This window comes from Streptomyces rubiginosohelvolus (assembly GCF_014649875.1).
GTDB classification, from domain to species: Bacteria; Actinomycetota; Actinomycetes; order Streptomycetales; family Streptomycetaceae; genus Streptomyces; species Streptomyces rubiginosohelvolus.
Genome location: NZ_BMTW01000022.1, coordinates 50,911 through 75,188, shown reverse-complemented (window position 1 = coordinate 75,188; position 24,278 = coordinate 50,911). Strand labels below are relative to the sequence as shown.

The following is a 24,278-nucleotide window of genomic DNA, read 5'->3' as shown; positions in this document are numbered from 1 at the left end:
GTACAGCAGGACCCCGCCCCCTCACCACCCTTCCAGGGCTCTCGCGATCAGGCGTCCGAGCCCGTCTTCCGGCGGCGGGCGACGAACACCGCCGCCGCGCCGAGCAGCACAGCCGCACCGCCCGCGAGGGCGATCGGCGTGGTGGCGGAGGACGAACCCGTCGCGGCGAGGCTGCCGTTCGTGCCGGTGCTCGCGGGGGTGCCCGACGCCGAACCCTGCGGGGTGGTGCCGGTGTTGCCGGGCCTCGGGGTCGTGGAGGGCTTGACGTCCTCCGTCTTGCCGGGCTTGCTGCCGGCCGCCTTGACGTCGAACTCGTACATGTCGAGGTCGGGCGCTCCGCCGCAGCTGCCGTCCTCGTTGAAGAAGTCGGCCGCGAAGAACGCGACGCCGTTGCCGGCCGGGGTGGCCTTGTCGAGGGTGAGGCGCAGCTTCACATCGGCGTGCGCTCCGGGCTTCAGCGCGCCCACGCCGTCGATGTAGTCGTCCGCGTCGGCGTTCTGCCACTTCGGGGCGGACTTGGTGGACCACTGGAGGCGGAAGAACTTGCCCGTGTCCTTGAGGCCGCTCTTGTCGGTCGCGTGGACCGAGACGAACGCGAGGACCTCGTCCATGTGCCGGTCGGAGCCGTTGGTCACGCGGAGGGAGAAGTCGGTGGACGTCCCGGCGACGAGCTTGTCCGGCAGGCCGGTGACCTTGGAGGTGAGGTCGAGCTCGGGCTCGCAGTCCCCGCCTTCCTCACCCTCCTCGCCCTCTTCGGCCTCCTTGATGGCCTTGGCCAGCGCGGCGTCCGCCGCGACCTTCACTGCGAGCGCGTCCTCCGCCGCCTTGTCGAGCACGCTCTGGGCGTTGACCGCCGCGACCCGCGCGTTCTGGACCTTCTTGTTGGCTTCGGTGACCGCGGTGTCGGCGGCGGTCTGGGCGGTGGCGGCTGTCGCCGCGGTCGCCTCGGCCTCGGCGAGCGCGGTCTTGGCGGCGGCCTTCTCCTCCTCCGTGGCGGTGCCGGGCAGGGCCTCCAGGGCGGCCTTCGCCTCGGTCACGGCCTGGTCGGCGGTGGCCTTCGCCGCGGCGGCGTCCTTGGCGGTCTGCTCGGCGGCGGCCAAGGCCACCGCGAGGGGGTGGGTGCCGTTGCTGAGCTCGTCGAGCGTCTTCCGTGTCTCGATGATGCCGTCGGCCTTCGCCTGGGCGGCCTTGTCGTACGCCTTCTGCGCTTCGGCGGCCGCCTCCTCCAGCTCCTCGATGGTCGGCTTGCTCTGCTTCTCCTGCGTCTGCGCCGCCGGCTTGGCGTCGGCGTACGCGGGGCTCACGGAGAGCAGCGCGGCGGGGGTGGTCACGGCGAGGGCGACAGCGGTGGCGAGTACGCGGCGAATCTTCACAGGTTCCCTTGGGTCGGCTCCGGACGGAGGTGGAGCGGCGGTGCGGCGAGCGGCGTTCCGGCGGTGCGGAGGGTGAGGCGTCGGGTGCGTGAGCACGGAAGAGAGCGGCTGCCACGGCGGTACGGATCACGCGGGCTGCCTGCGTTGATCGTATGGGGATTCTGTGATGGTGACGGGTGAATATCCGGAGGGCCGGGGGCGGGACGGTGTCACGCGGAGTGGACAGACGTCGTCAAAGCGTGCAGTTGCCCACGCTTTCTGTGTTTTCGCTGTGACGAAGGCCATGCGGGAGTGGTGCGTTCCGCCCGGCGGCGGACCCTGCGGGCCGGGCGGAGCGTGGCCTTCCGTCAGGAGTCAGGAGTCAGGCCGTCCCCGCTTCGCCGAAGAGGCGGCGGTACGCCCCGGGGGTCGTCCCGACAGCGGTACGGAACCGCCGCCGCAGGTTGACCGCCGACGACAGGCCCACCCGGGCCGCGACCGTCTCGACGGGCAGATCGGTCCGCTCCAGCAGGGACCGGGCCGCGTCGATGCGCTGCTGGAGCAGCCACTGCCCGGGGCTGACGCCGACCTGGCGGACGAACCGGCGGGCGAAGGTGCGGGGGGAGAGCCCGGCGTACGCGGCCAGCCGGCCGACGGAGAGGTCCGCCGCCAGCCGGGTCAGGGCCCATTCCAGGACGGGGGCCAGCGACGCGTCGGTGCCCGGGCCCGTCGGGGTGGGCGGGGGAGCGTACTGGAGCTGGCTGCCGTCCCGGTGCGGCGGCAGCACCATGCTCCGGGCCACCTGGGCGGCGTAGGAGGAGCCCAGGTCGGACCGTACGAGGTGGAGGCAGAGGTCGATGCCCGCGCCGCTTCCCGCGCTGGTCGCCACATCGCCGTGGTCGACGTACAGCACGTCCTCGGCGACGCTCACCTCGGGGAAGTCGGCGGCCAGTTGACCGGTCCGCCGCCAGTGCGTGGTCGCGCGCCGCCCGTCCAGCAGGCCGGCCTGTGCGAGGACGAACGCGCCCGTGCAGATCGACACGGTGCGCGCCCCGCGCCGGTGGGCCGCCCGCAGCGCGTCGAGGACGTCGTCCGGCACCGGTCCGCCGGGCGGCTGCCAGCCCGGTACGACGACGGTGTCCGCCCTCCGCAGGGCGTCGAGGCCGCTCTCGACGAGCAGCGGGTAACCGGCGGTGGTCGGCAGGGGGCCGGGCCGCCGCGCGCAGACCTCGAAGGTGTAGCGGGCGGGCGCTTCCGTGTGGACGCCGCCGAACACCTCGGCCGCACAGGCGAGTTCGAAAGGCGACTGCGGATCGTTGAGCAGTGCCACCACATGGTGATGCCGGGATACGGGCATGGCAGGAAAGTACCCCAGGATGTCAGGGCAGACACTCGCCCCGGGTGATCGTCCCGCGCGACGGTGGAGTCATGAGCGAGGACACGCGGACGGACAAGGCCGGCCACCTGAAGACCGTCGTCCAGGTCGACGACGTCGAGGCGCACGAGGTGGCCCCGGGGATCATGCGCCGAAGGCTGCCGGCCACGGCGTACGCCCGGGGCTGGCTGATCGACTTCGCGGCGGGCACGGAGTGGCCCGAGGTCGACGAACACACCACGGAGGAGCGGTACTTCGTCCTGAGTGGCGAGGTCATCGACGGCGGGGAGCGCCATGGGCCGGGGGCGTACGTCGTGTTCGCGCCGGGCAGCGAACACCGCCCGCGGACGGAGAAGGGGGCGCGGATGCTGGGGATCTCCCTGATGAGCGCCTGAGGCCGCCGCGGGGCCTGAGCGCCTGAGCCGGTGCCGGGGCCTGAGCGCCTGGCTGCCCGAGCCCGGGCCCGCCCCGCCCGTCCGGAACAGGGGACCTGACGGGCGGGGCGGGCCCAATCCTCCTGCCGTACGGCTACGAATCACTGGTGAGAGACCGACCGGCTCCCCTCGTACGGCAGGTGGGACCCATGACCGCACGCCAACTGCTCACCCCCGATCTTCCGCCCCGCTGTGCCACGCCGGACCTTCCCGGAGCCTGTGTCCCGACGGCGTCGTCCGCGAGGCCCCATGACGTGCCGCGGTCGCGGCGTCGGCCTTCCTCCACGTGGACCCGGTCCGTGTCCCGGCCCCGGGAGTGACGCGCCGCGGCCCGCCGTGTGGTGTGCGCACACCACACGGCGGGCCGCTGACGTTCAGTGCGGGACGGTCACCGGTTCGCGGCCAGGGAGCCGCAGTTGGTGCCGTTCTTGCCCGCCACCTCGCCGGAGATCTCCCCGCGCCAGGTCACGCACAGGCCGCGTGCGTCGAGGTAGACCGGTCCCGCGTACGTGGTGAAGTACCCCGTGTCCGTGACCGTCGTGGTGGGCGAGGCGAAGCCGAGCGAGGCCGTCATGTGCACGGCCTTTCCGGGCTTGTTGCGGACGGTCACCACGCAGTTCTTGCCGGTGGCGGAGTTGTACGTGAGGAAGACCGTGCCCTTGGTGCCGATCTGCGCGGAGTTCACCACGGCGTAGCCGCTGCCGCAGACCCCGTTGTACTGCGCGGCGGCGGCCTTCGGTGCCGCGGTGGCCCGCTGGGCGGCCGGCTCGGCCGCGACGGCGGCCGGTGCGAGCGCGACCGCCGCGCAGGCGGTGGCGGTGACAGCGGCGCCGATGGCTGCCGTCCGTCGGATGTTGTTCATGTCGTTCCCCGGTTTCTTGATGCGTTCACTGCGCGACGCCTGGTCGGGCGCCCGGCTCCTCACGCCTCGAAGTGGTGTGAGTCACACCCTGTCGGACAGGTCGTGACGCGGAGGAGTTGTGCTGTTTGCGCGCTGTTACGAATTCATGACACAGGGGGACAAGATCACCTTTATTGATCACGTGTCCGGGTGCCCGGTGGCGATGAGTTCCGGGCGCGTCCGGGGTCTCATACGGCAGGCCCGGTCATGACGCAGTCGAGTGGAGGCAGCCGTGAAGAGCGACGAGAAGCGCGGGATCTGGCGCATGGTGCATGGCGAGCGCGCGGCGCTGGTCGATGACCTCGCGGGGCTGGAGGCCGACCGGTGGGCGACGCCGTCGCTCTGTGCGGGGTGGACCGTGCACGATGTGGCCGCCCATCTCGTGGACACCGCGCTCACGACCCGAATCGGCTTCGTCGCCGGACTCGTGCGGGCGCGGTTCGACTTCGATCTGCAGAACGCGCGCGGTGTGGAGCTCCGGCGAGGGGCCTCGCCCGCGGAGACGCTGGAGCGGCTGCGCCGGGTGGTGTCGCGGACGACCACGCCTCCGGCCTCGCTCGACACCCGGCTGGTCGAGGAGGTCGTGCACGGCGAGGACATCCGGCGGGCGGTGGGCCTGGTCCGCTCCTATCCGCAGGAGGCGGTGGTCCGGGCGCTGCGCCTCCAGGTACGGACCCCGGCGTCGTTCGGCGGGGCGAAGGAGGTGGTGGCGTCCGTCCGGCTGACGGCGACGGACGCCGACCTGTCCATCGGGGAGGGTCCGGAGGTGGCGGGCCCCGCCCTGTCCCTGCTCCTGGCCGTGTCCGGCCGCCGGGTGGCGCTCGACGACCTGGACGGGCCGGGGGTGGGGGCGCTCGCGGGGACCGCGGCCTGAGGTGCCGCGGGCGCCGCCGCCCGCCGTGCTGTCAGCCGGCCATCTCGAAGAGCTCGAACTGCTCCCAGGAGCCGGTGACTTCGAGGGACCGGGCGCGCAGTGCGTACTGGAGCGAGCCCGTGTAGCTGTTCTCCATGGCGACGAAGCGGCCGTTCAGCGCGGACTGGAGCGCCCAGCGGTCCACGTCCTCGTTGTAGTAGAGCGTGAACCGCTCCCAGGTGCCCGCGCCGGTCGAACGGGCGCGCAGGACGTTCTGCGCGTTGCCGGTGTAGTTCCCCTCGACCGCGACATAGCGGTTGTTCGCCAGGGACTTCAGCGCGTACGTCTGGGTGGCCTCGTGCCATTCGAAGGCGAAGCCCTCCCAGGCGCCGGTCACCGCGGCGGAACGCGCCCGCAGGACACCGGTGTTGGGGGCGGCGTAGTTCTTCTCGGTGGCCGTGAACTTTCCGTTGCGGGCCGACTTGAGGGCGAACGTTCCGGAGTCGTCCGCCTGCGCGGAGGCGCTGCGGCCCGTGGCGGCCGGGGCCTCGGTTCTCCCGTCGCTTCCGGCGAATCTCGCCAGCTCGGCGCCGTCCACCCTCTCCCACCCGGCAGGTGCGGCAGCCGGGTTGTCGTTCCTCGGTGCGGCGCCCGCCGCAGGCGCAGCAAGGGCGGAGGCGGCCAGCAGGGCGCTCAGGGAAAGCAGGGCAGAGGTCATACGTCGCACAGGTCTTCCTCGCATGGTGTCGATGGATTCCGCGACGGAGGGAAGTGAAGACGCCGGCCGCTGCTCGTGGGATTGCCGGAAATCGCCTTTCTCCGCGGCGGTGCCGGTCGAATGGGCCGGTCAAGTGGGCCCAGAATAAGGGTTTTTCGCTATTTCCGGCAATCTTTTTATGTGGCTTCGGTAATTCCGGTCGGCGACATATTGAATATTCCGTTCCGCGGTATTCCGTTCACCTCGGCGCGGCCCTCCGTCGCCGGACGGGGGGTGCACGCCCCCTTTTCTGCGTGACGTGCACCCGACAGAATCCAAGGGTTACCGCCCGGTCAGGCCCGGCCCGGTCCGACCCCCCACGGCCCTTGGAGGCACCCCGCATGTCCAGCCCCGTGTGCACGCCCGAGTCCGCGTCCTCGTCCCGGCCCTCCCGCAGAGGCTTTCTGGCCGGTGCCCTCGCCGTGTCCGCCACCGCGATCGTCGGTGCGGCACCCGCCGTCGCCGCCACGCGGGAGAAGGCCCGGGCGGTCCGGGGGACGCAGGACTGGATGGCCGCCCTGCCCGACGGCACCGCGCTCCAGCGGCTGACGATCCCGGGGACGCACGACTCGGGGGCCCGGTTCGGAGGGCCCTGGTCGGAATGTCAGAACACCACGATCGCGCAGCAGTTGAGCAGCGGAATCCGCTTCCTCGACGTACGATGCCGGCTCATCGACGGCTCGTTCGCGATCCACCACGGGGCGTCGTTCCAGAACATGATGTTCGGCGATGTCCTCATCGCCTGCCGGGACTTCCTCGCCACCCGCCCGACCGAGACCGTGCTGATGAGGGTCAAGCAGGAGCACTCCTCCGCGAGCGACGCCGCGTTCCGGGCGGTCTTCGACGACTACCTCGACCGGCGGGGCTGGCGGTCGCTGTTCCGCCTCGACTCCACCCTCCCCGACCTCGGCGGGGCCCGCGGCAAGGTGGTGCTGCTCGCGGACAACGGCGGTCTGCCCGGGGTCCGGTACGCGGACCCGGCGCTCTTCGACATCCAGGACGACTACATGGCGGAGCCGTTCGCCAAGTACCCGAAGATCGAAGCCCAGTTCCGCAAGGCGGCCGCGCAGCCGGGCAAGTTCTACATGAACTACGTCTCCACCGCCGCCCTGATGCCGCCCCGCTGGAACGCCGACCGGCTCAACCCGCAGGTGCACTCCTTCCTGGGGCGCGCGGAGACCGCCGGGTGGACCGGGCTCGGCATCGTCCCGCTGGACTACCCGAACCAGCGGTCCGGGCTCGTCGAGTCACTGATCCGGCACAACCCGGTGGGGTGAGCCCCGCCCCTCACATCTCCGGCGGCGGCGTCGGCGCTCCCGGCAGCGTCAGCGCCGCCACCGTGCCGGGGCCCCCGTCCGGGGCCGGGCGCAGGGCGATCGTGCCGCCCGCCTGGTGCACCGTACGGGCCACGATGGACAGGCCCAGGCCCGAGCCGGGGAGCTGGCGGGCGGTCGGGGAGCGCCAGAAGCGTTCGAAGACGTGGGGGAGTTCCTCGGCGGGGATGCCGGGGCCCCGGTCCCGCACCGTCAGCTCGCCCCGGTGCAGCCGCACGTCGATCGTGGCGCGCGGCGGGCTGAACTTCACCGCGTTGTCCAGGACGTTGACGATCGCCCGCTCCAGCGCCGCCGGCTCCGCCCGTACGTACCAGGGGGCCAGGTCCTCCGTGACCGTCAGCTCCGGGCCGCGCAGGCGGGCGCGGCGCAGGGCGGAGCGGGCGACCTCGTGCAGGGCCACCACCTGGAGCGGGCCCGGCTCGGCCGCGTCCGGGCGGGCCAGCTCCTGGAGGTCGCCGATCAGCGCGGCCAGCTCCGTCATCTGCGCCTTCACCGACGCCATCAGCGCCTTGCGGTCCTCCGGCGGGATCACCCGGCCCGTCTCGTCGCTGCGGGCCAGCAGCTCCACGTTCGTCCGCAGCGAGGTCAGCGGGGTGCGCAGCTCGTGGCCCGCGTCCGCGATCAGCTGGGACTGGCGGTCGCGGGAGGAGGCGAGCTGGGCGGCCATCGAGTTGAAGGAGTTCGACAGCCGGGCGATCTCGTCCTCGCCGTCGACGGGGATGCGGACGGTCAAGTCCTCCGTGCGCGCCACGTGTTCGACCGCCTCCGTCAGCTCGTCCACCGGGCGCAGGCCCGCCCGCGCCACCCACAGCCCGGCCGCGCCCGCGCCGACGACGCCGATGCCGCCGACCAGGGCCAGCACCCAGGCGAGCGTGGACAGCGGTGCGTCGATCTCGCTGAGCGGGCGGGCCACCGAGACGGCCAGCTCGTTGTTGGCCTGGCCGGAGCTGACCACCGGCGGCAGCTTGCGGGTGTAGACCCGCATGTCCTCTCCGCGGTCGTTCTCCGTCGTGTGCAGGGCGTCGGCCTTCCGCCCCGCCGCCACCGCGATGTCGCTGGGCTGGGCGGGGACGGGCGTCGTGTTCGGGGCCGTGCAGTAGTCGCCGTTCGCCGCGACGATCTGCACCGTGTACTGGCCGGGGAACTCCTGGGCGGGCAGCTGCCCGCCGCTCAGGCACGAGGACAGCAGGTCGCGCATCGGCGCGTTGTCCATCTTCGCGTTGCGCAGCGAGTCGTCGAGCTGGTCCTCCAGCTGCTCCCGGGTCACGAACCAGCACGCCACCGCGACCGCCGCGACCGCCACCGCGACCGCCGTGGCCACCAGCAGGGCCAGCCGGGAGCGCAGCGGCAGCGCCCGGAACCGGCGCAGCGGACCCCCGCCCCGCCGACCCCGCCCGTCCGCGATGGGCGTCGATCCGCCGACGCCGCCCTGCTCCCGCCCGTCCGTGACGGGCGTACCCCCGCTCACGCCTCCCCGCTCCCGCCCGTACGCAGGGCGTAGCCCACCCCGCGCACCGTGTGGACGAGGCGCGGCTCACCGCCCGCCTCCGTCTTGCGGCGCAGGTACATCACGTACACGTCCAGGGAGTTGGAGCTCGGTTCGAAGTCGAAGCCCCAGACGGCCTTGAGGATCTGTTCCCGGGTCAGCACCTGGCGGGGGTGGGAGAGGAACATCTCCAGCAGGGTGAACTCGGTGCGGGTCAGCTCGACCCGGCGCTCGCCCCTCGTGACCTCGCGGGTCGCCAGGTCCATCCGCAGGTCCCCGAAAGACAGCACGTCGTCGTCGGGGACCTCCGCGCCCGCCGCCGCTGCCGACGCGTACGAGCTGCGGCGCAGCAGGGCGCGGATCCGGGCGAACAGCTCGTCCAGCTCGAACGGCTTGACCAGGTAGTCGTCCGCCCCGGCGTCGAGTCCGGTGACCCGGTCCCCGACGGTGTCGCGGGCGGTGAGCATCAGGATGGGGGTGGTGGAGCCGGTGGCCCGGATGCGGCGGGCGGCGGTGAGCCCGTCCATCCGGGGCATCTGGATGTCCAGGACGATGAGGTCGGGGGCGTACGCCTCGGTCATCGCCAGGGCGTCGTACCCGTCGACCGCGACCTGCGTCCCGTACCCCTCGAAGGCGAGGCTGCGCCGCAGCGCCTCGCGCACGGCCGGCTCGTCGTCGACGATCAGGATGCGCTGGGGATCGTCTTCGGCGGGGCTCATCGCTGTCTCGTCCTCTTCTCGTGTCGACCTGGGTCCGTCCGCCCTGCGGGGGCGCTCTCAGCCTTGCACGGTCAGGAGCCGTTCCCCGCGCGCAGGGTGTCCAGGTCGGCCTTGAGCGTGTTCACCGGGATCGCGAAGCCGAGGCCCACGCTGCCCGCCGAGGAACCGCTGCCCGCGGCCGAGGAACTCGGCGCGTACATCGCGGAGTTGATGCCGATGATCTCGCCGTCCATGTTGATCAGCGCACCGCCGGAGTTGCCGGGGTTGAGCGACGCGTCGGTCTGGAGCGCCTTGTACGTGGTGGTCTCCTCGCCCGTGTCGCCGTTGAACTGCTGACCGCCGAACTCGAACGGCCACTCCTGGCCGCCGCCCTGCCGGCCTTGGCCCTGGTCCTGCCCCTGCCCGGAGCTGCCGGAGTCGTCCTTGGCGACGGTCACGTCCCGGTCGAGCGCGGAGACGATGCCGCTGGTGACGGTGCCGGTGAGGCCCTCGGGCGAGCCGATCGCCACGACCTCCTCGCCGACCTTGACCTTGGAGGAGTCGCCCAGCGTCGCCGTCTTCAGGCCGCTCGCGTCCCGGAGCTTGATGAGCGCCAGGTCCTTGTCGGGGTCGGTGCCCACGACGTCGGCGGTGTAGGTCTTGCCGGTGGAAAGGGTGACCTGGATCTGCTGCGCGCCCGAGATGACGTGGTTGTTGGTGACGATCTCGCCGTCCTCGGTGATCACCACACCCGATCCGGTGGACTTGCCCGCCGACGAGGCCGCGCCGATCTCCACGATCGCGGGCGAGACGGCCTCCGCGACGCCCGCCACGGTGCCCTTGCTGCTCTGCGAGACGGTGGTGCCGTTGACCGCGCCGCCCGAACCGGTGGCGGCGGAGTCCCGGCCGTTGAACTGGCCGACGAGGGTGGCGGTGCCGCCCCCGATCACGCCCGCCGCGATCGCCACCGCCGCCAGCAGCGCCACCGGCCGCTTCGCCTTGCGCCGGCCGGTGGCCGGGGCGTACGGGGGCGGCGGCGGGTAACCGCCCGTAGCGCTGCTGTACGCCGTGCCGTCATACGCGGACGGGGAGGCGTACGGGTACGAGGTCGGGTCCTGGTCCGTCGAGTGCGCGCCGCTCGGGCGAAGGTTCTCCGTCATGTCCATCAGGCTGGGCCGCGAAGATGAGAACGGCCTGAGTACGTCCTGAGAAGCCCGGAAGAACCGCGTATGCCCGCTGTAAAGGCCGCAGCGGGCAAGGGGGCAAGCGGGCAAGCGGCAAGCGGGTCAGGCGGACGCGGAGGGCTCCCCGCAGCCGCAGGAGCGCCGGACCACCAGCGCGGACGGGAACTGCTTCAGCCGCTCCCGCCGCGATCCGGAGACCCGCAGCGCGTCGTCCAGCACCAGGTCCACGGCCGCCCGGGCCATCGCCGGACGGTCGGAGTAGACCGTGGTCAGCGGCGGATCGGTGAGACCCGCCTCCTTCACGTCGTCGAAGCCCGCCACCGCCAGCTCGCCCGGCACGTCGATGCGCAGCTCACGCGCGGCCCGCAGCACACCGAAGGCCTGGTCGTCCGTGGCGCAGAAGATCGCCGGCGGCCGGTCCGGTCCGGACAGCAGCCCGAGGGCCACCTGGTAGGCGTCGTAACGGTTGTACGGGGCCTGGAACAGCCGGCCCTCCGTGGAGCGGCCCGACTCGTGCATCGCCCGCCGCCAGCCCTCGACGTGGTCGGCGACCGGGTCGCCGACCGACGGGGTCTCCTCCGTACCGCCGAGGCAGGCCACGTACGGGTGGCCGTGCTCCAGCAGATGCCGGGTGGCGAGCTGGGCGCCGCCCACGTCGTCGGTGACGACGGCGACGTCGTCGATCGCCTCGGGCCGCTCGTGCAGCAGGACGACCCGGGCGTCCCAGGCCTCGATCTCGGCGGCGGCGCGCTCGCTGGGGCCCTGGCTGACCAGGATGAGACCGGAGACCCGCATGCCGAGGAAGGCCCGCAGATAGTGGACCTCGCGCTCGTCGCGGTAGTCGGAATTGCCGACGAGCACCATCTTCCCGCGCTCGGCGGCGGCCTGTTCGACCGCGTGCGCCATCTCCGCGAAGAACGGCTGCCGGGCGTCCGGCACGATCATGCCTATGAGGTCCGTGCGGCGCGAGGCCATGGCCTGGGCGACCCGGTCGGGCCGGTAGCCCAACTGCTTGATCGCGGCGAGCACCCGCTCGCGCGTGGCCGGGGCGACCGGCCGGGGTCCGTTGTTGATGACGTAGCTGACGACCGCGGTCGACGTCCCCGCCAGTCTCGCCACATCGTCCCGCGTCACCTTGGCCACGCGCGGCAGTCTACGCGGATGGACCTACCTCTTGGCAGCCTCCACCGGGGCTTCTTCCTCCGCCGTGGCCGAAGAGGACTGCTCCGATCGGGCGACGGGCCGGGCGCCGGGGCCGTCCGCCTTCTGCCGTCCACCCGCGCGCTCCTTCGCCTCCTCGGCCGCGCGCTCGACCTTCTCCGGCACGACGAAGCGGTAGCCGACGTTACGGACGGTCCCGATCAGCGACTCGTGCTCGGGGCCGAGCTTGGCGCGCAGCCGCCGTACGTGGACGTCGACCGTCCGCGTACCGCCGAAGTAGTCGTACCCCCAGACCTCCTGCAGGAGCTGGGCGCGGGTGAACACCCGGCCCGGGTGCTGGGCGAGGTACTTCAGCAGTTCGAACTCCTTGAAGGTCAGGTCCAGGACCCGGCCCTTGAGTTTCGCGCTGTACGTCGCCTCGTCGACGGAGAGGTCACCGTTGCGGATCTCCATCGGGGAGTCGTCGGAGGTGATCTGCTGGCGGCCCATGGCGAGGCGCAGCCGCGCCTCGACCTCCGCCGGTCCCGCCGTGTCCAGCAGGACGTCGTCCACGCCCCAGTCGGCGGTGACGGCCGCGAGACCGCCCTCGGTGACGACGAGGATCAGCGGACAGCCGGGGCCCGTGGAGCGCAGGAGCTGACAGAGCGAGCGGACCTGCGGAAGGTCGCGCCGCCCGTCGACGAGGATCACGTCGGCGCCCGGGGTGTCCACGAGGGCCGGGCCCTCGGCGGGGGCCACCCGCACGCTGTGGAGCAGAAGACCGAGTGCGGGGAGCACCTCCGTCGACGGCTGGAGTGCGTTCGTCAGAAGCAGCAGTGAACTCATCGCCGCCCACCTGCCTGGTTCGGTCGATCGTGTTGCACGGTTCGCTCGCCCATTACGTCGGTCCTCCTCGTTCCCTGCGAGAGGGGCACTCCCGGGTCGGACCCGGGGGAGTATGCGGCACTGCTTCGTACGTCAAGCGGGTATTGCGTGCGGTCCCGCGCCCCGGGGACCGCTGAGCTTGTGGAAACGTCGTCGTAACAACGCCCGTAAAGCACAAAAGGACCCGGGGGCTGCATTGCCCGGATCCTCTTCGCAGCAGAATAGCCCACATGAGTTCCGTGTCCGAGGGTCGATTCCGGGGTTCCTCTGTTCCCTTGCTCACGCCACCCCCACGATTCGCCACATTGCTGACGGATGACGGCGTGCCGGTCGAAGCGGTGTACGAGCCGTGTACGGCGGGCTTCGGAGCACCCGGCGACCGGGCGGCCAAGGCCCTCGCCGCGACCCCGGCGGCGACCCCCGCGATCGTCGTCGCGCACGGGTTCACCGGGTCGGCCGACCGTCCCGCCGTACGCCGTGCCGCGCGGGTGTTCGCCCAGCGTGCGGCCGTGATCACGTTCTCGTTCCGGGGCCACGGACGGTCCGGCGGGCGCTCCACGGTGGGCGACCGCGAGGTGCTGGACCTGGCGGCGGCGGTGGCCTGGGCGCGACAGCTCGGGCACACCCGGGTGGTGACGGTCGGGTTCTCGATGGGCGGCTCGGTGGTGCTCCGGCACGGGGCTCTGTATACGGCGGAGCCCGTCGACAGGGGCGCGGAATCCGCGGCCGGGGTTACACCCGTTCGCGTGCCGGAGCGCGAGGGGCGCATACGGCGCACGGGGGCGCACTCGGACGCGGTGGTCTCCGTCAGTGCGCCCGCCCGTTGGTACTACCGGGGGACGGCCCCGATGCGCCGGCTGCACTGGGTGGTCACCCGCCCCTCGGGCCGCCTCGTCGGCCGCTACGGATTCCGTACCCGTATCGCCACCGAGGACTGGGACCCCGTCCCGCTCTCCCCGGTCGCCTCGGTCCCGCTCATCGCCCCGGCCCCGCTGCTGCTCGTGCACGGCGACCGCGACCCGTACTTCCCGCTCGACCACCCGAGGATGCTGGCCGAGGCGGCCGGTCCCGGCGGCGCGGAGCTGTGGGTGGAGCGGGGGATGGGCCACGCGGAGAACGCGGCGGACGACGCCCTCCTGGCCCGTATCGCCGACTGGGCGACGGGCACACCGCCCGCGTGACCCATCATGGAGAGCTGACGCACGAGGCGTCCGACGAACCGACCGACCGAAGGAGTGGCGCCATGGCAGCGGGGACGATCCGCTACTGGGCCGCGGCGAAGGCCGCCGCGGGCACCGCGGAGGAGCCGTACGCGGCGGCGACCCTCGCCGAGGCGCTCGACGCGGTGCGCGCGAGGCACCCCGGCGAGCTGAGCCAGGTGCTCCGGCGGTGCTCGTTCCTCATCGACGGGGACCCCGTGGGGACCCGCGAGCATGAGACCGTACGCCTTGCCGAGGGCGGCACGGTCGAGGTGCTCCCGCCGTTCGCAGGAGGGTGAACCGCAGGCCATGAGCAGCAGCGATCAGCAGTACCCGTATCCGTACGACCCCGAGCACCCGCAGCGGCCCGCGCCGCAGCAGTGGCCCGACGGCACGGCCGGGCAGCACGCCGGGCCCCAGGAGCCGGCCGCCTTCGACCAGGGCGGCACGCAGACGTGGCAGGCGCCGACCTGGGACACGCAGTACCAGCCGACGATCCGCCCGGAGGGGGACCCGGGGCAGGCGCGGGGCCAGGGGTACGGACAGGGGCAGGGCGACGGCTACGGGCACGCTCACGACTACGGCCAGGGCGACGGCTACGGGCAGGGCCAGGGATACGCGCAGGGCCACGGCCATGGGCAGCCGCAGCAGCCGGAGCCGTACGGGCAGCCGCAGCAGCCGGAGCCGTACGCGCAACAGCAGCCTCAGCCGTACGGTCAGCCCCAGCCGTACAGTCAGCCGCAGCCCGGGCCGTACGGGCAGCAGCACCAGCACCAGCAGCCGCAGCCCCCGCACCACCAGGCACAGCAGCCGCAGCAGGCGTACCCCTCCTCGGCCGCCGACACCGCCTACCTGCCGCCCCAGGGCGCCTCGGGCTCCTACCCGCTGCCGCCCGAGGTCCCGGCCACGCCCGCCGCACCGGCCGCCCCCGCACCCGAGCCGGTGACCGCCCCCGCGCCCGCCACCACCGCGCAGCCGGGGCCCGGCGACACCGGCTACAGCGCGCCCACGACGCTGGGCAACGCCCGGATCACCGACGCCCAGCGGGCCCGCGCCGAAGGGCGCTCGCCGATCATCCCGCCGGGGATCCAGCCCGCGGCGCTCACCGCCGCGCTCGGCCTGCTGCTCGCGGGCGGCGCGGCGATCGGGACGTACGCCCTGCTCGTCCCGGTGGTGCTCCTCCAGGCGGTGACGGCCGCCGGCTGGTTCCGGCTCAACGGCATGTGGCCCGCCCGCCAGGGCATCGCGCTCGCCTTCGCCGGGGGTCTTGTCGCCGATGTCGCCCTGCTCGTGGCGGGCCGGGAGCACGGCCCCGCCGCGCTGCTGGGCACCCTCGGCGTCTGGGTGCTGCTCACCGTGGTCCTCCAGCTCCGTAGCCACGCGGGGGCGGACGAGCGGATGTACGGACTGATGGCCACCGTCGTCTCCGCGTCCCTGGCGGTGCTCGCGGGCGGATTCCTCGCGGCGGCTCCGGACGCGGTGGTCGTCGGCGGGGCGGCCGTCGCGGCGGCCGCGCTCGTCCGCGCCCTTCCGCTGCCCGGCGCGGCCTCCCTCGTGATGGCGCTGGTCACGGGGCTGGGCACGGGGCTCGTCCTCGGCAACTCGACCGACTTCGGGCAGCAGGGCACGCTGCTCGGTCTCGCGGCGGCCGGCTGCGCGCTCATCGGGCTGCGCGTGGCGAGCTACGACTACCCGTCCCGGTTCGTGCACATGACCGCCGGGGTGGCGCTGCCGCTGACCCTGGCGGCCCCGGCCGTCTACCTGGTCGGCCGCGCCCTCCTCTGACCGCCGCCCCCTGCCGCGTACGGCTGCTGACGGCCCCTCGGGAACCACCGGGGGGCCGTCGGTCGTCGATCATCCAGGGCGTCCACTCCTGCCGCAGTAGGCTCACGGGCGCCAGGGGGACCGTCGGCTCAGGGTGGGGAATCGAGACATGCGCGCACTGCGAATACTGCTGGTCCTGGTGGTGGTGCTCGGCGGCCTCTTCCTCGCCGTCGACCGCGCGGCCCTCTGGTACGCCGAGTCCGAGGCCGAGGACCGGGTCACGATCAGCGGGGACGGGCCCGCCACGACGGAGATCTCGATCAAGGGCTTCCCCTTCCTCACCCAGCTCGCCGGATCGCGGCTGGACCGGGTCGACGTCAGCCTCACCGGCATGGAGACCAGCGCCGCGGGCCGCACGATCCGGGTCAGCGAGGTCCGGGCCCGGCTGCACGACGTGAAGCTCGGCTCCGGCTACCGCAGCGCCACCGCCACCCGCGCCACCGGCACCGCGCTCGTCACGTACAAGGACCTGACGGCGGCGGCCAGCGACGGCGTCGTCGTGGAGTACGGCGGCAAGGGCAAGGCGAAGGTCACCGGCACGGTCGAGATCCTCGGCCGGCCGATCTCGCGCAGCGTCCTGTCCACCGTGACCCGCGTCGACGGCCACACGATCAAGGTGCGCGCGGACGAGGTGCCGGGCTCGGGGATCCCCGGTGTCGAGGACCTGGTCCGCAGCAGGACCGACTTCGAGGGCGACATAGACGGACTGCCCGAGGGGCTGGAGCTCCAGGAGGTCAAGGTGACCGAGAAGGGCCTGGAGATCTCGGTGACCGGCTCGGACGTCGCCCTGACGGGCTGACGGGCTGACGGGCTGACGGGCTGACGGGGCCGACCGGTCGGCCGGGGCCAGGACGCTTCCCCGCCCGACCGGCCCGGACGCCGCACCGACCGGCTGATCCGCCCCTCCGATCCGGATGGTGAGACACCCGCGTCCGTTCCGCAGATGCGGGCAAGGCTCGGAGCGACCCGGCGGCGGATCCCGGGCCGGATCACCCCTCTCCCGTCTCGCATCACGGATGATCGTGTCTCACCATGCGACACGACGGTGACATCTCCGTCCGTACCTCCCTACGATCGGACGCATGAAGCGACAGGCGGATCTCACGAAGCGGCGGGCAGTAGACCTGTGCCGCGTCGCCGCCATGCTCTGTCGCACCTTCTGAGCGGGACGCTCGCACCGCCGCAGCCGCCCCGCTTCCCCGGCCCTCCGACCGTCGTCCCCCGACCGTCCGCCAGGGCCGACCCCGTGCCCCGTACGCGCCGCGTTCCGTGCCTCCGCGCGTACACCCGCACCGAGCAACTCCGCATCTCGCACCACCCCGCCGCAGACTGCCCCGGAGGAGAACAACATGAGCCGCAGCGACGTCCTGGTAGACGCCGACTGGGTCGAGGCCCACATCGACGACCCGCAGGTCGCGATCGTCGAGGTGGACGAGGACACCTCGGCGTACGAGAAGAACCACATCAAGAACGCGATCCGGATCGACTGGACCAAGGACCTCCAGGACCCGGTCCGCCGTGACTTCGTCGACCAGGCCGGCTTCGAGAAGCTGCTCAGCGAGAAGGGCATCGGCAACGACACGCTGGTCGTCCTCTACGGCGGCAACAACAACTGGTTCGCGTCGTACGCCTACTGGTACTTCAAGCTGTACGGCCACGAGAACGTCAAGCTCCTCGACGGCGGCCGCAAGAAGTGGGAGCTCGACTCCCGCGACCTGACCGACGTCGTCCCCACCCGCCCGGCCACCCAGTACACGGCCAAGCCGCAGGACGAGTCGATCCGCGCCTACCGCGACGACGTCGTCAAGGCCATCGGCAGCCAGAACCTGGTCGACGTGCGCTCGCCCGACGAGTTCAGCGGCAAGCTGCTCGCCCCGGCCCACCTCCCGCAGGAGCAGTCGCAGCGCCCCGGCCACGTGCCGAGCGCCCGCAACATCCCGTGGTCGAAGAACGCCAACGACGACGGCACCTTCAAGTCGGACGACGAGCTGAAGGCCCTCTACGAGGACGAGCAGGTCGACCTGGCGAAGGACACCATCGCCTACTGCCGCATCGGTGAGCGCTCCGCGCTCACCTGGTTCGTGCTCCACGAGCTGCTCGGCCAGGAGAACGTCAAGAACTACGACGGTTCCTGGACCGAGTACGGCTCCCTCGTCGGCGTGCCGATCGAGCTCGGCGCCAACAAGTAACCCACCGACCAGCACCACGACGACCCGAAGGACAGAACCATGTGTGGAGCACAGGCCGGTGGCCCCGACGCTTCGACGATCAAGCCCGGTGAGACCACCATCCAGGGCAGCGTGACCCGCGACGGCGAGCCCGTCACCGGCTACGTGCGCCTCCTGGACTCGACCGGTGAGTTCACCGCCGAGGTCCCGACCTCGGCGACCGGACAGTTCCGGTTCTACGCCGCCGAGGGCACCTGGACGCTCCGCGCCCTGGTTCCGGGCGGCAGCGCCGACCGCACGGTCGTCGCGCAGACCGGCGGACTCTCCGAGGTCGCCATCGCCGTCTGATCCCGCACGGGATCCGCGGCACGCCGTCTTCCACGGCACACCGAACGGCCGGAGGGCCGCACCCCAGGGGGTTGGACGCCACCTGACGCGGGGTGCGGCCCTTCGTGCCGTCCGGCGGCGGGAGTCCTACGCTGGAAGCATGTACGCCCGACGCAGGAGGAACTACTTCCTGATGATGGGCGGGTGCATCGTGCTCTTCGTGTCCGCCTGGGCCGTGGTGCGCCTGTGGTCCATGCCCGTCGCCATCGCCATGTGCGTCGTCGCCATGGTGATCCCGCCGATCGCCGCGATGGTCGCCAACCGGCGGGGCCCGGAGGACCGTTGGTGGGACGACCCCTCCGGCGACCCCGAGTCCGACGAGTGGTGGGACGAGCTGGACGGCAGGAAGCGCCACTGAGACCGCCCAGGGGCGCGGATCAGTAGACGAGCGCCTGCGTGTCGTCCGCCATGGCCTCCTGCACGAACACCTGCGCACCCGCGATGCGTACGCCCTCCAGCACGTCCTTCTCCGTGATGTCGCGCCGCGCCGCGCACTGGGTGCACAGGGTGATCCGGCCGCCCGCCAGGACCGAGTCCAGCAGGTCGGGCAGCGGGGCGGCGTGCGGCAGTTCGAACTCGGCGGCCCGGCCCGGCAGCGCGAACCACGAGGACTCCCCGGTCAGCCAGAGCGAGACCTCCACCCCGCTGGCGACGCCCACGGCCGCCACGGTGAAGGCCTGCGAACAGCGCTCGGCGGCCTCGGGCCCGGCGGTCACCTTGATCACAAGCTTCTTCGGCATATGCCGAACTGTAATCCTCCGGGAGGCAACCTCCCTGCCCCCCTGAGGGTCACTTGTGCGCGCAGGTAAGGGAACCCGCGCTTCAGGTCTCTTGGGGGGACCCTTTTGGAACCGAACGACACCATTCCTGCCGCACCGGAGGCTTCCGCCGCCGTGCCCGCGCATCGGCCCCGGCCTCGTGGCCGTACGACGCTGATCATCGCGGCGGCGGCCCTGCTCGGGATCGTGGGCGGGGTCGCCGTGGGCTACGGCGTCCAGGCGGAGCGGGAGCCGACGCCGCTGGCCGCCCTGTCGCAGCCCGGCCTCGGCTACCCGGCGAAGCCGCTCTCCGCCGACCGGGCCCCGGCCCCGCTGCCGGCCGCTCAGGACCGGCGGGTCAGGACGGACGGAGACCTGCGCAAGCTGCTCGTCGACCGGCCCAAGGGAGCGAAGAAGACGCTCATCGACGAACTGGGCCTCGGCGACGGCTGGGAGCCGATCGACCAGTACGCCGAGATGAAGTTCGAGAACCCGCATCACATGTTCGAGGCGATGGCCGAGCGAGGCTTGCGCAGGGTCGCCTCGACCTCGTGGGACCAGGGGAAGTACCGGAACACCGAAGTCCACCTGCTCCAGTTCCGGCCCGGCGACATACTCGGCGCGGCGGAGCACATCGACGGCCAGTTGATGTACATGCCGAGGGACGAGAGCGGCGCGGGCAACGTGGGCGACGCGATCAAGGGCAGCCGCGAGGGGCGCTACTTCCTCTACCCGGTCGACCGGAAGCCCGGATACCTTCCGTTCTACCGGGCCAGGGCGCTGGCCGTACGCGGCGACATCGCGCTCGACATCAGCATTTCCGACAGCTCCCCGATCAGCAAGAAGGACATCCGGACGCTGGCCGAGCGACAGTTGGAGCGGCTGTGACCGACGACGACACGAACCCCAGGACCGAGCCCGTGGCCGATGCCGTGACCGAGCACGCCCCCGGCGGGGAGCACCGGGGACGCCGGGTCCGCCGGGTGCTGCTGACCGCGCTGCCCGTCGTCCTGGTGCTCGGGGCGATCGGCGGCGTGGCCGGTTACACGAAGAACACCGTGGACGCCGCCGACCGGACGGTCACGACGACGATCTGGGACGAGGACCACGTACCGAAGGGCAAGGACCCGGCCGGTGATCCGTCCCGGGGCCGCCACGACACCGAGCTGACCAAGCTGCTGCTCCCGGTGCCGAAGGGCTACCGGCTCGGCCCGGACATCGGCGATCTCGGCAACGACAGCGAGACGAGCGGCGCCAAGGCCTCGGCGGCGATGAAGGAGATGGGGCGCGGTCTGGCGGGGAAGGAGCGCCGGGAGCTGAACAAGTTCGTCGAGAAGCTGCGCATCCGGGGCATCGCGAAGCGCTCGTACCTCGCGGACTCCAACGACCTCCTCGTGAACGTGGAGGTCGTGAAGATGCGGGACAAGCGGGCGGTTCACCGGAACTACGCGGACCGCAAGAAGCTGCTGGACGGCATCGACGAGCTCCGCAAGGGGCCGTCGGTCGAGGGCCACAAGAAGGCCGCCTGCTACCAACTGCCCAAGGGCGACAAGGACACCCTCGACGGTGTCCTCTGCATCGCGTACGAGGGTGAGGTCTCGGTCTCCGTCGAGGCGAACGGCAGCAAGCCGTTCAGCCCGTCCGAGGTCGGGGACCTGGTGAAGGACCAGCTCGACCACATCGCGTCCCCGGGGGAGTACATATGAGCGAGCAGACGGTGACCCCGGGGGAGGCCGAGGCGACCGTCGCGCCCGAGGCGCCTCCCGCACCCGCCCCGCACGCACTGCCCGAGGGCGCGCCCCCGCTGCCCGATGCCCCGCCCGTGGTGCCCGCCGCCGACGCGGCGGCCAGGCCGCCCCGGCGGGTCCTGCGGGCCGTGGCGCGGTGGACGGCCGCCGCGCTCGCCTTCGGGGTGCTCGGCACCGGTACGGCCTTCGGGATCGCCTCGATGGAGCGCACCGACGTCCCCGGGCTCGCCACCGAGGGCGACGGCCGCTGGGACTATCCGGAACTGACCCTGCCCGCGCTCCCGGCCGGCTCGCCCCGGCCGTTCTCGCCCGGCAACCCGGCCGAGATCCACCACGCCGACCTGCGCGAACTGCTCCTTCCGGCCCCCGCGGGAGCGAAGCCCGACAAGAAGCTGACCGGCGGCTGGATCTCCACGGAAACCTTCCTCGACGCCTACCGGGAGCAGGACCGGCGGTCGGTGGCCCAGCTCCTGAAGGACGCCGCTCCGCGCCACATAGCGGCGCGCGGCTGGACCATGCCGGACGGGACGACGTCCCGGACCTACCTGGTGCGGTTCAACTCGACGGCGTTCGCGAGCCGCATGATCGACGACCTGAACGTGGGGTCGTCGGCCGGCAAGCCGCTGGCCCGTACGGACACCACCGACCTCGACCCCGCCTGGGGCTCGGCCAACGACATCGAGAACCTGTCCTCGTTCGTCTTCACCGAGCAGGCGCCCTTCGGGGCCGAGCACGTCCGGCAGGCGTACACCCTGGCGGGGGACACGATGGCCCTCGTCGTGCACGAGCGTCCCGGAAAGCGGGAGACGGCCCGCATCCCCTTCCACCAGACGCTGATCCTGCAGAACCAGCTGCTCGCCTGAGGCGCGCGCGGGCGCGGCCCGCGACCGGCACCTGAACGAGAGGACCGGGCCCCCACCCATTAGGCTGGGGGCCCGGCCATGCCGCCGCCGCCAACCGCTCGTCACGAGGAGCCCCCTGTGCTTGAGGCATTCTTCACCGCCCTGCTGGTCCTGGTCTGCGTGGGCGTCACCGCCTTCGCCGCGATCACCGTGAAGAAGCTGTACCAGGGCCAGCGCTGACCCTCGTCGCGCAACGGTTCCCCGCCCACCCCGCACCCTCACAGATCGTCTGAGCCGCTCATGATCGAGATTCCGTCCGACCTCCACCCGGACCTCGTCCCGCTGGCCTTCCTCCTCGGCAACTGGGCGGGCGCGGGCGTGTCCGACTTCCCCGGCGCCGAGAAGTGCAACTTCGGCCAGGAAGTCACCTTCAGCCACGACGGCCGGGACTTCCTGGAGTACGTCTCCCACACCTGGGTCCTGGACGGAGAGGGCAAGCAGGTCCGGCCGCTGGAGACCGAGAGCGGCTACTGGCGCATCGACAAGGACCGCAAGGTCGAGGTCGTCATGTCCCGCGACCAGGGCGTCATCGAGATCTGGTACGGCGAGCTGGCCGACCAGAAGCCGCAGATCGACCTGGTCACCGACGCGGTCGCCCGCACGGCGGCCTCCGGCCCGTACAGCGGTGGCAAGCGGCTCTACGGTTACGTCAACAGCGACCTGATGTGGGTCGGCGAGAAGGCCACCCCCGAGGTCGAGCTGCGCCCGTACATGTCGGCGCACCTGAAGAAGGTCGTCACCCCCGAGGAGGTCGCCGAGATGGCGCGGAACCTCGAGGACATGCCCGACGACGGCATCGCCTTCTTCAAGTAGAGCCCAGGGAGTGCAGGACCCGGCCGGGGTTTGACCACACGCCCTAGACTGGGCGTGTGGTGACCACCGACTGGAAGACCGACCTCCGGCAGCGCGGCTACCGGCTGACGCCCCAGAGGCAGCTCGTCCTGGAGGCGGTCGACGCCCTGGAGCACGGCACTCCGGACGACATCCTGTGCGAGGTGCGCAGGACGGCGTCCGGCGTGAACATCTCCACCGTGTACCGGACCCTGGAGCTCCTGGAGGAGCTCGGGCTCGTCAGCCACACCCATCTCGGCCACGGCGCCCCGTCGTACCACCTGGCCGACCGGCACCACCACATCCACCTGGTCTGCCGGGACTGCAAGGACGTCATCGAGGCGGACCTCTCCGTCGTCGCCGAGTTCACGCGGAAGCTGCGCGCCGACTTCGGCTTCGACACCGACATGAAGCACTTCGCGATCTTCGGCCGCTGCGCGGACTGCACGGCGGCGAAGGCGGCGGGCAGGGCGACGGGCAAGGCGCAGGACGCCGCGAAGGACTCCGTCGCCAAGTCGTAGGCTGGGCGCATGAAGAGCCCCCTGCTGTCCCTGCCCGGCGCCGTCCCCGCCGAAGGCCGCGACGAAGGTGTCGCCGCGCACTACGGCGACCTGTTCCGCGAGCAACGCGCCCTCGCCGACGGCAACGGCCTCGTCGACCTCTCCCACCGGGGCGTCGTCACCGTCACCGGCGACGACCGGCTGAGCTGGCTGCACCTGCTGCTCACCCAGCACGTCAGCGATCTCGCCCCTCACCAGGCCACCGAGGCCCTCATCCTCTCCGCCAACGGGCACATCGAGCACGCGATGTACCTGGTGGACGACGGCACGACGGTGTGGATGCACGTCGAACCCGACACCCAGGCCGAGCTGATCGCCTACCTGGAGTCGATGAAGTTCTTCTACCGGGTCGAGGTCGCCGACCGCACCGCGGACATCGCCGTCGTCCACCTCCCGGCCGGTTCCATCGCCCAGGCCCCGGACGGGGTGACCGTACGGGAGACCCCGCAGGGCCGGGACCTGTTCCTGCCGCGCGGGGACCTGGAGGCGTTCGCCGCCGCCCACGGGCCCGCCGCCGGGATCCTGGCGTACGAGGCGCTGCGCGTCGAGGGGCACCGGCCGCGCGTCGGCTTCGAGACCGACCACCGCACCATCCCGCACGAGCTGGGCTGGATCGGCACCGCCGTCCACCTCCAGAAGGGCTGCTACCGGGGCCAGGAGACCGTGGCCCGCGTCCACAACCTGGGGAAGCCGCCGCGCCGGCTCGTCTTCCTGCACCTGGACGGCAGCGAGGTGCACCTGCCCGGCCACGGCACGCCGGTACGGCTGGCCGCCGACGGCCAGGAGGGCCGCCAGCTCGGCTTCATCACCACCTCGGCCCGCCACCACGAACTGGGCCCGATCGCCCTCGCCCTGGTCAAGCGGAACGTGGCCGTCGACGCGGAGCTGATCGCCGGGGACACGGCGGCCGCCCAGGAGACGGTCGTCGAGCCGTAGGGGCCTCGTGCCGACGCCGTACGCCAGGACCCCTGTCCCGACGGCGTACGGCTACACCTCGACGATCACCGTGAACGGGCCGTGGTTCGTGAGCGAGACGCGCATGTCCGCTCCGAACCGGCCCGTCTCCACGTGCGCTCCCAGCGCCCGCAGCTGTGCCACCACCTCGTCCACCAGCGGCTCGGCGACCTCGCCCGGCGCTGCGGCGTTCCAGGTGGGGCGGCGACCCTTGCGGGCGTCCCCGTAGAGAGTGAACTGAGAAATCACCAGGAGGGGCGCATGCACATCGGAACAGGACTTCTCGCCCTCCAGGATGCGCACCGACCAGAGCTTGCGGGCCAGCTGCGCCGCCTTCTCGGGGGTGTCGTCATGGGTGACCCCGACCAGCACACACAGGCCCTCGCCGACGATCTCCCCGACGACTCCGGGGGCCGAGGGGTCGTCCGTCGCCCCGGCGACGGAGACGCTCGCGCCATCCACTCTCTGTACCACTGCACGCATACAGACCAACCTATCTTGGGCTGAACGGGTACAGAGCACCTGCGTCGGCCCCTCGCGGGGTGGCA

At 72.1% G+C, this 24,278-nt stretch carries 28 protein-coding genes; 17 read left to right on the top strand and 11 right to left on the bottom strand.

Annotated features, from left to right (window positions below):
* Positions 1-47 precede the first annotated feature (47 nt).
* Together IE134_RS32025 and IE134_RS32020 are read right to left on the bottom strand one after the other, a co-directional pair.
* Positions 48-1,373, bottom strand: coding sequence for an LAETG motif-containing sortase-dependent surface protein (locus IE134_RS32025; protein WP_098895296.1), 1,326 nt, complete (start codon positions 1,371-1,373; stop codon positions 48-50).
* 361 nt (positions 1,374-1,734) lie between these two features.
* Positions 1,735-2,709: a GlxA family transcriptional regulator gene (locus tag IE134_RS32020; protein WP_179888188.1), complete on the bottom strand. Its 975-nt coding sequence runs from the start codon at positions 2,707-2,709 to the stop codon at positions 1,735-1,737.
* A gap of 71 nt (positions 2,710-2,780) precedes the next feature.
* On the opposite strand from IE134_RS32020, the gene IE134_RS32015 reads away from it, so the two are divergent.
* Entirely contained in the window at positions 2,781-3,122 is a 342-nt protein-coding gene (locus IE134_RS32015) for a cupin domain-containing protein (RefSeq protein ID WP_030720357.1), read from the top strand.
* 427 nt (positions 3,123-3,549) lie between these two features.
* On the opposite strand, the gene IE134_RS32010 is transcribed toward IE134_RS32015, so the two are convergent.
* The gene (locus IE134_RS32010) at positions 3,550-4,023 is read right to left on the bottom strand and encodes a hypothetical protein (protein ID WP_030720360.1); all 474 of its coding nucleotides are present in this window, start codon (positions 4,021-4,023) and stop codon (positions 3,550-3,552) included.
* A gap of 271 nt (positions 4,024-4,294) precedes the next feature.
* Between IE134_RS32010 and IE134_RS32005 the strand changes: the two genes are divergently transcribed.
* Positions 4,295-4,936 (top strand): maleylpyruvate isomerase family mycothiol-dependent enzyme, encoded by a 642-nt coding sequence (locus tag IE134_RS32005; protein WP_098020441.1) that lies wholly within the window; start codon positions 4,295-4,297, stop codon positions 4,934-4,936.
* A gap of 31 nt (positions 4,937-4,967) precedes the next feature.
* Here the strand turns inward: IE134_RS32005 and IE134_RS32000 are convergent, their stop codons facing one another.
* A complete protein-coding gene (locus IE134_RS32000) occupies positions 4,968-5,633 on the bottom strand; it encodes a fascin domain-containing protein (RefSeq protein ID WP_189432487.1) in 666 nt (221 codons plus the stop codon).
* Between the two features lie 380 nt (positions 5,634-6,013).
* Between IE134_RS32000 and IE134_RS31995 the strand changes: the two genes are divergently transcribed.
* Positions 6,014-6,949, top strand: coding sequence for a phosphatidylinositol-specific phospholipase C (locus IE134_RS31995; protein ID WP_189432485.1), 936 nt, complete (start codon positions 6,014-6,016; stop codon positions 6,947-6,949).
* Positions 6,950-6,959: 10 nt separating this feature from the next.
* Here IE134_RS31995 and IE134_RS31990 read toward each other — a convergent pair whose 3' ends face one another.
* The 5 genes from IE134_RS31990 to IE134_RS31970 form a co-directional block, all read right to left on the bottom strand.
* Entirely contained in the window at positions 6,960-8,411 is a 1,452-nt protein-coding gene (locus IE134_RS31990) for a HAMP domain-containing sensor histidine kinase (protein WP_373296832.1), read from the bottom strand.
* 59 nt (positions 8,412-8,470) lie between these two features.
* Positions 8,471-9,211, bottom strand: a complete 741-nt coding sequence (locus tag IE134_RS31985) for a response regulator transcription factor (RefSeq protein ID WP_189432483.1) — start codon at positions 9,209-9,211, stop codon at positions 8,471-8,473.
* Between the two features lie 71 nt (positions 9,212-9,282).
* Positions 9,283-10,356, bottom strand: coding sequence for a S1C family serine protease (locus IE134_RS31980; protein ID WP_373296828.1), 1,074 nt, complete (start codon positions 10,354-10,356; stop codon positions 9,283-9,285).
* Between the two features lie 120 nt (positions 10,357-10,476).
* Complete coding sequence (locus IE134_RS31975) at positions 10,477-11,517, bottom strand: LacI family DNA-binding transcriptional regulator (RefSeq protein WP_010063608.1); 1,041 nt, start codon at positions 11,515-11,517, stop codon at positions 10,477-10,479.
* Positions 11,518-11,541: 24 nt separating this feature from the next.
* The gene (locus IE134_RS31970; protein ID WP_030720381.1) at positions 11,542-12,360 is read right to left on the bottom strand and encodes a response regulator transcription factor; all 819 of its coding nucleotides are present in this window, start codon (positions 12,358-12,360) and stop codon (positions 11,542-11,544) included.
* 344 nt (positions 12,361-12,704) lie between these two features.
* On the opposite strand from IE134_RS31970, the gene IE134_RS31965 reads away from it, so the two are divergent.
* From IE134_RS31965 to IE134_RS31935, 8 genes are all read left to right on the top strand, one after another.
* Positions 12,705-13,580, top strand: coding sequence for an alpha/beta hydrolase (locus tag IE134_RS31965; RefSeq protein WP_098895293.1), 876 nt, complete (start codon positions 12,705-12,707; stop codon positions 13,578-13,580).
* A 62-nt stretch (positions 13,581-13,642) separates the two neighbouring features.
* A complete protein-coding gene (locus IE134_RS31960; RefSeq protein WP_030720388.1) occupies positions 13,643-13,897 on the top strand; it encodes a MoaD/ThiS family protein in 255 nt (84 codons plus the stop codon).
* Positions 13,898-13,907: 10 nt separating this feature from the next.
* Entirely contained in the window at positions 13,908-15,383 is a 1,476-nt protein-coding gene (locus IE134_RS31955) for a hypothetical protein (RefSeq protein WP_030720392.1), read from the top strand.
* Positions 15,384-15,531: 148 nt separating this feature from the next.
* Entirely contained in the window at positions 15,532-16,221 is a 690-nt protein-coding gene (locus tag IE134_RS31950; RefSeq protein WP_030720395.1) for an LmeA family phospholipid-binding protein, read from the top strand.
* Positions 16,222-16,504: 283 nt separating this feature from the next.
* The gene (locus IE134_RS34705; RefSeq protein WP_350310325.1) at positions 16,505-16,585 is read left to right on the top strand and encodes a putative leader peptide; all 81 of its coding nucleotides are present in this window, start codon (positions 16,505-16,507) and stop codon (positions 16,583-16,585) included.
* 186 nt (positions 16,586-16,771) lie between these two features.
* On the top strand, positions 16,772-17,611 hold the full coding sequence (locus IE134_RS31945) for a sulfurtransferase (RefSeq protein ID WP_010063601.1): 840 nt from the start codon (positions 16,772-16,774) through the stop codon (positions 17,609-17,611).
* A 39-nt stretch (positions 17,612-17,650) separates the two neighbouring features.
* Positions 17,651-17,938: a DUF1416 domain-containing protein gene (locus IE134_RS31940; RefSeq protein ID WP_003968135.1), complete on the top strand. Its 288-nt coding sequence runs from the start codon at positions 17,651-17,653 to the stop codon at positions 17,936-17,938.
* A 139-nt stretch (positions 17,939-18,077) separates the two neighbouring features.
* A complete protein-coding gene (locus tag IE134_RS31935) occupies positions 18,078-18,335 on the top strand; it encodes a DUF3099 domain-containing protein (protein WP_030720397.1) in 258 nt (85 codons plus the stop codon).
* A gap of 19 nt (positions 18,336-18,354) precedes the next feature.
* Here IE134_RS31935 and IE134_RS31930 read toward each other — a convergent pair whose 3' ends face one another.
* A complete protein-coding gene (locus tag IE134_RS31930) occupies positions 18,355-18,717 on the bottom strand; it encodes a DsrE family protein (RefSeq protein WP_030720399.1) in 363 nt (120 codons plus the stop codon).
* A 153-nt stretch (positions 18,718-18,870) separates the two neighbouring features.
* Between IE134_RS31930 and IE134_RS31925 the strand changes: the two genes are divergently transcribed.
* The 6 genes from IE134_RS31925 to ygfZ all read left to right on the top strand — a co-directional run bounded on the left by IE134_RS31925 (position 18,871) and on the right by ygfZ (position 23,712).
* Entirely contained in the window at positions 18,871-19,623 is a 753-nt protein-coding gene (locus tag IE134_RS31925) for a hypothetical protein (protein WP_078614516.1), read from the top strand.
* Complete coding sequence (locus IE134_RS31920) at positions 19,620-20,441, top strand: hypothetical protein (protein WP_229823796.1); 822 nt, start codon at positions 19,620-19,622, stop codon at positions 20,439-20,441. Before IE134_RS31925 ends, IE134_RS31920 begins: the two co-directional genes overlap by 4 nt.
* Entirely contained in the window at positions 20,438-21,346 is a 909-nt protein-coding gene (locus tag IE134_RS31915) for a hypothetical protein (protein WP_030720404.1), read from the top strand. The genes IE134_RS31920 and IE134_RS31915 overlap by 4 nt, the downstream gene beginning before the upstream one ends.
* A gap of 279 nt (positions 21,347-21,625) precedes the next feature.
* Positions 21,626-22,198, top strand: coding sequence for a heme-binding beta-barrel domain-containing protein (locus IE134_RS31910; RefSeq protein WP_010063594.1), 573 nt, complete (start codon positions 21,626-21,628; stop codon positions 22,196-22,198).
* A 56-nt stretch (positions 22,199-22,254) separates the two neighbouring features.
* A complete protein-coding gene (locus tag IE134_RS31905; protein ID WP_032769396.1) occupies positions 22,255-22,737 on the top strand; it encodes a Fur family transcriptional regulator in 483 nt (160 codons plus the stop codon).
* 9 nt (positions 22,738-22,746) lie between these two features.
* Positions 22,747-23,712, top strand: coding sequence for a CAF17-like 4Fe-4S cluster assembly/insertion protein YgfZ (gene ygfZ, locus IE134_RS31900; protein WP_030720409.1), 966 nt, complete (start codon positions 22,747-22,749; stop codon positions 23,710-23,712).
* 51 nt (positions 23,713-23,763) lie between these two features.
* Here ygfZ and dtd read toward each other — a convergent pair whose 3' ends face one another.
* Positions 23,764-24,213 carry a D-aminoacyl-tRNA deacylase gene (gene dtd, locus IE134_RS31895; RefSeq protein WP_030720412.1) on the bottom strand — a complete coding sequence of 150 codons (450 nt, stop codon included), beginning with the start codon at positions 24,211-24,213 and terminating at the stop codon, positions 23,764-23,766.
* Positions 24,214-24,278 lie beyond the last annotated feature (65 nt).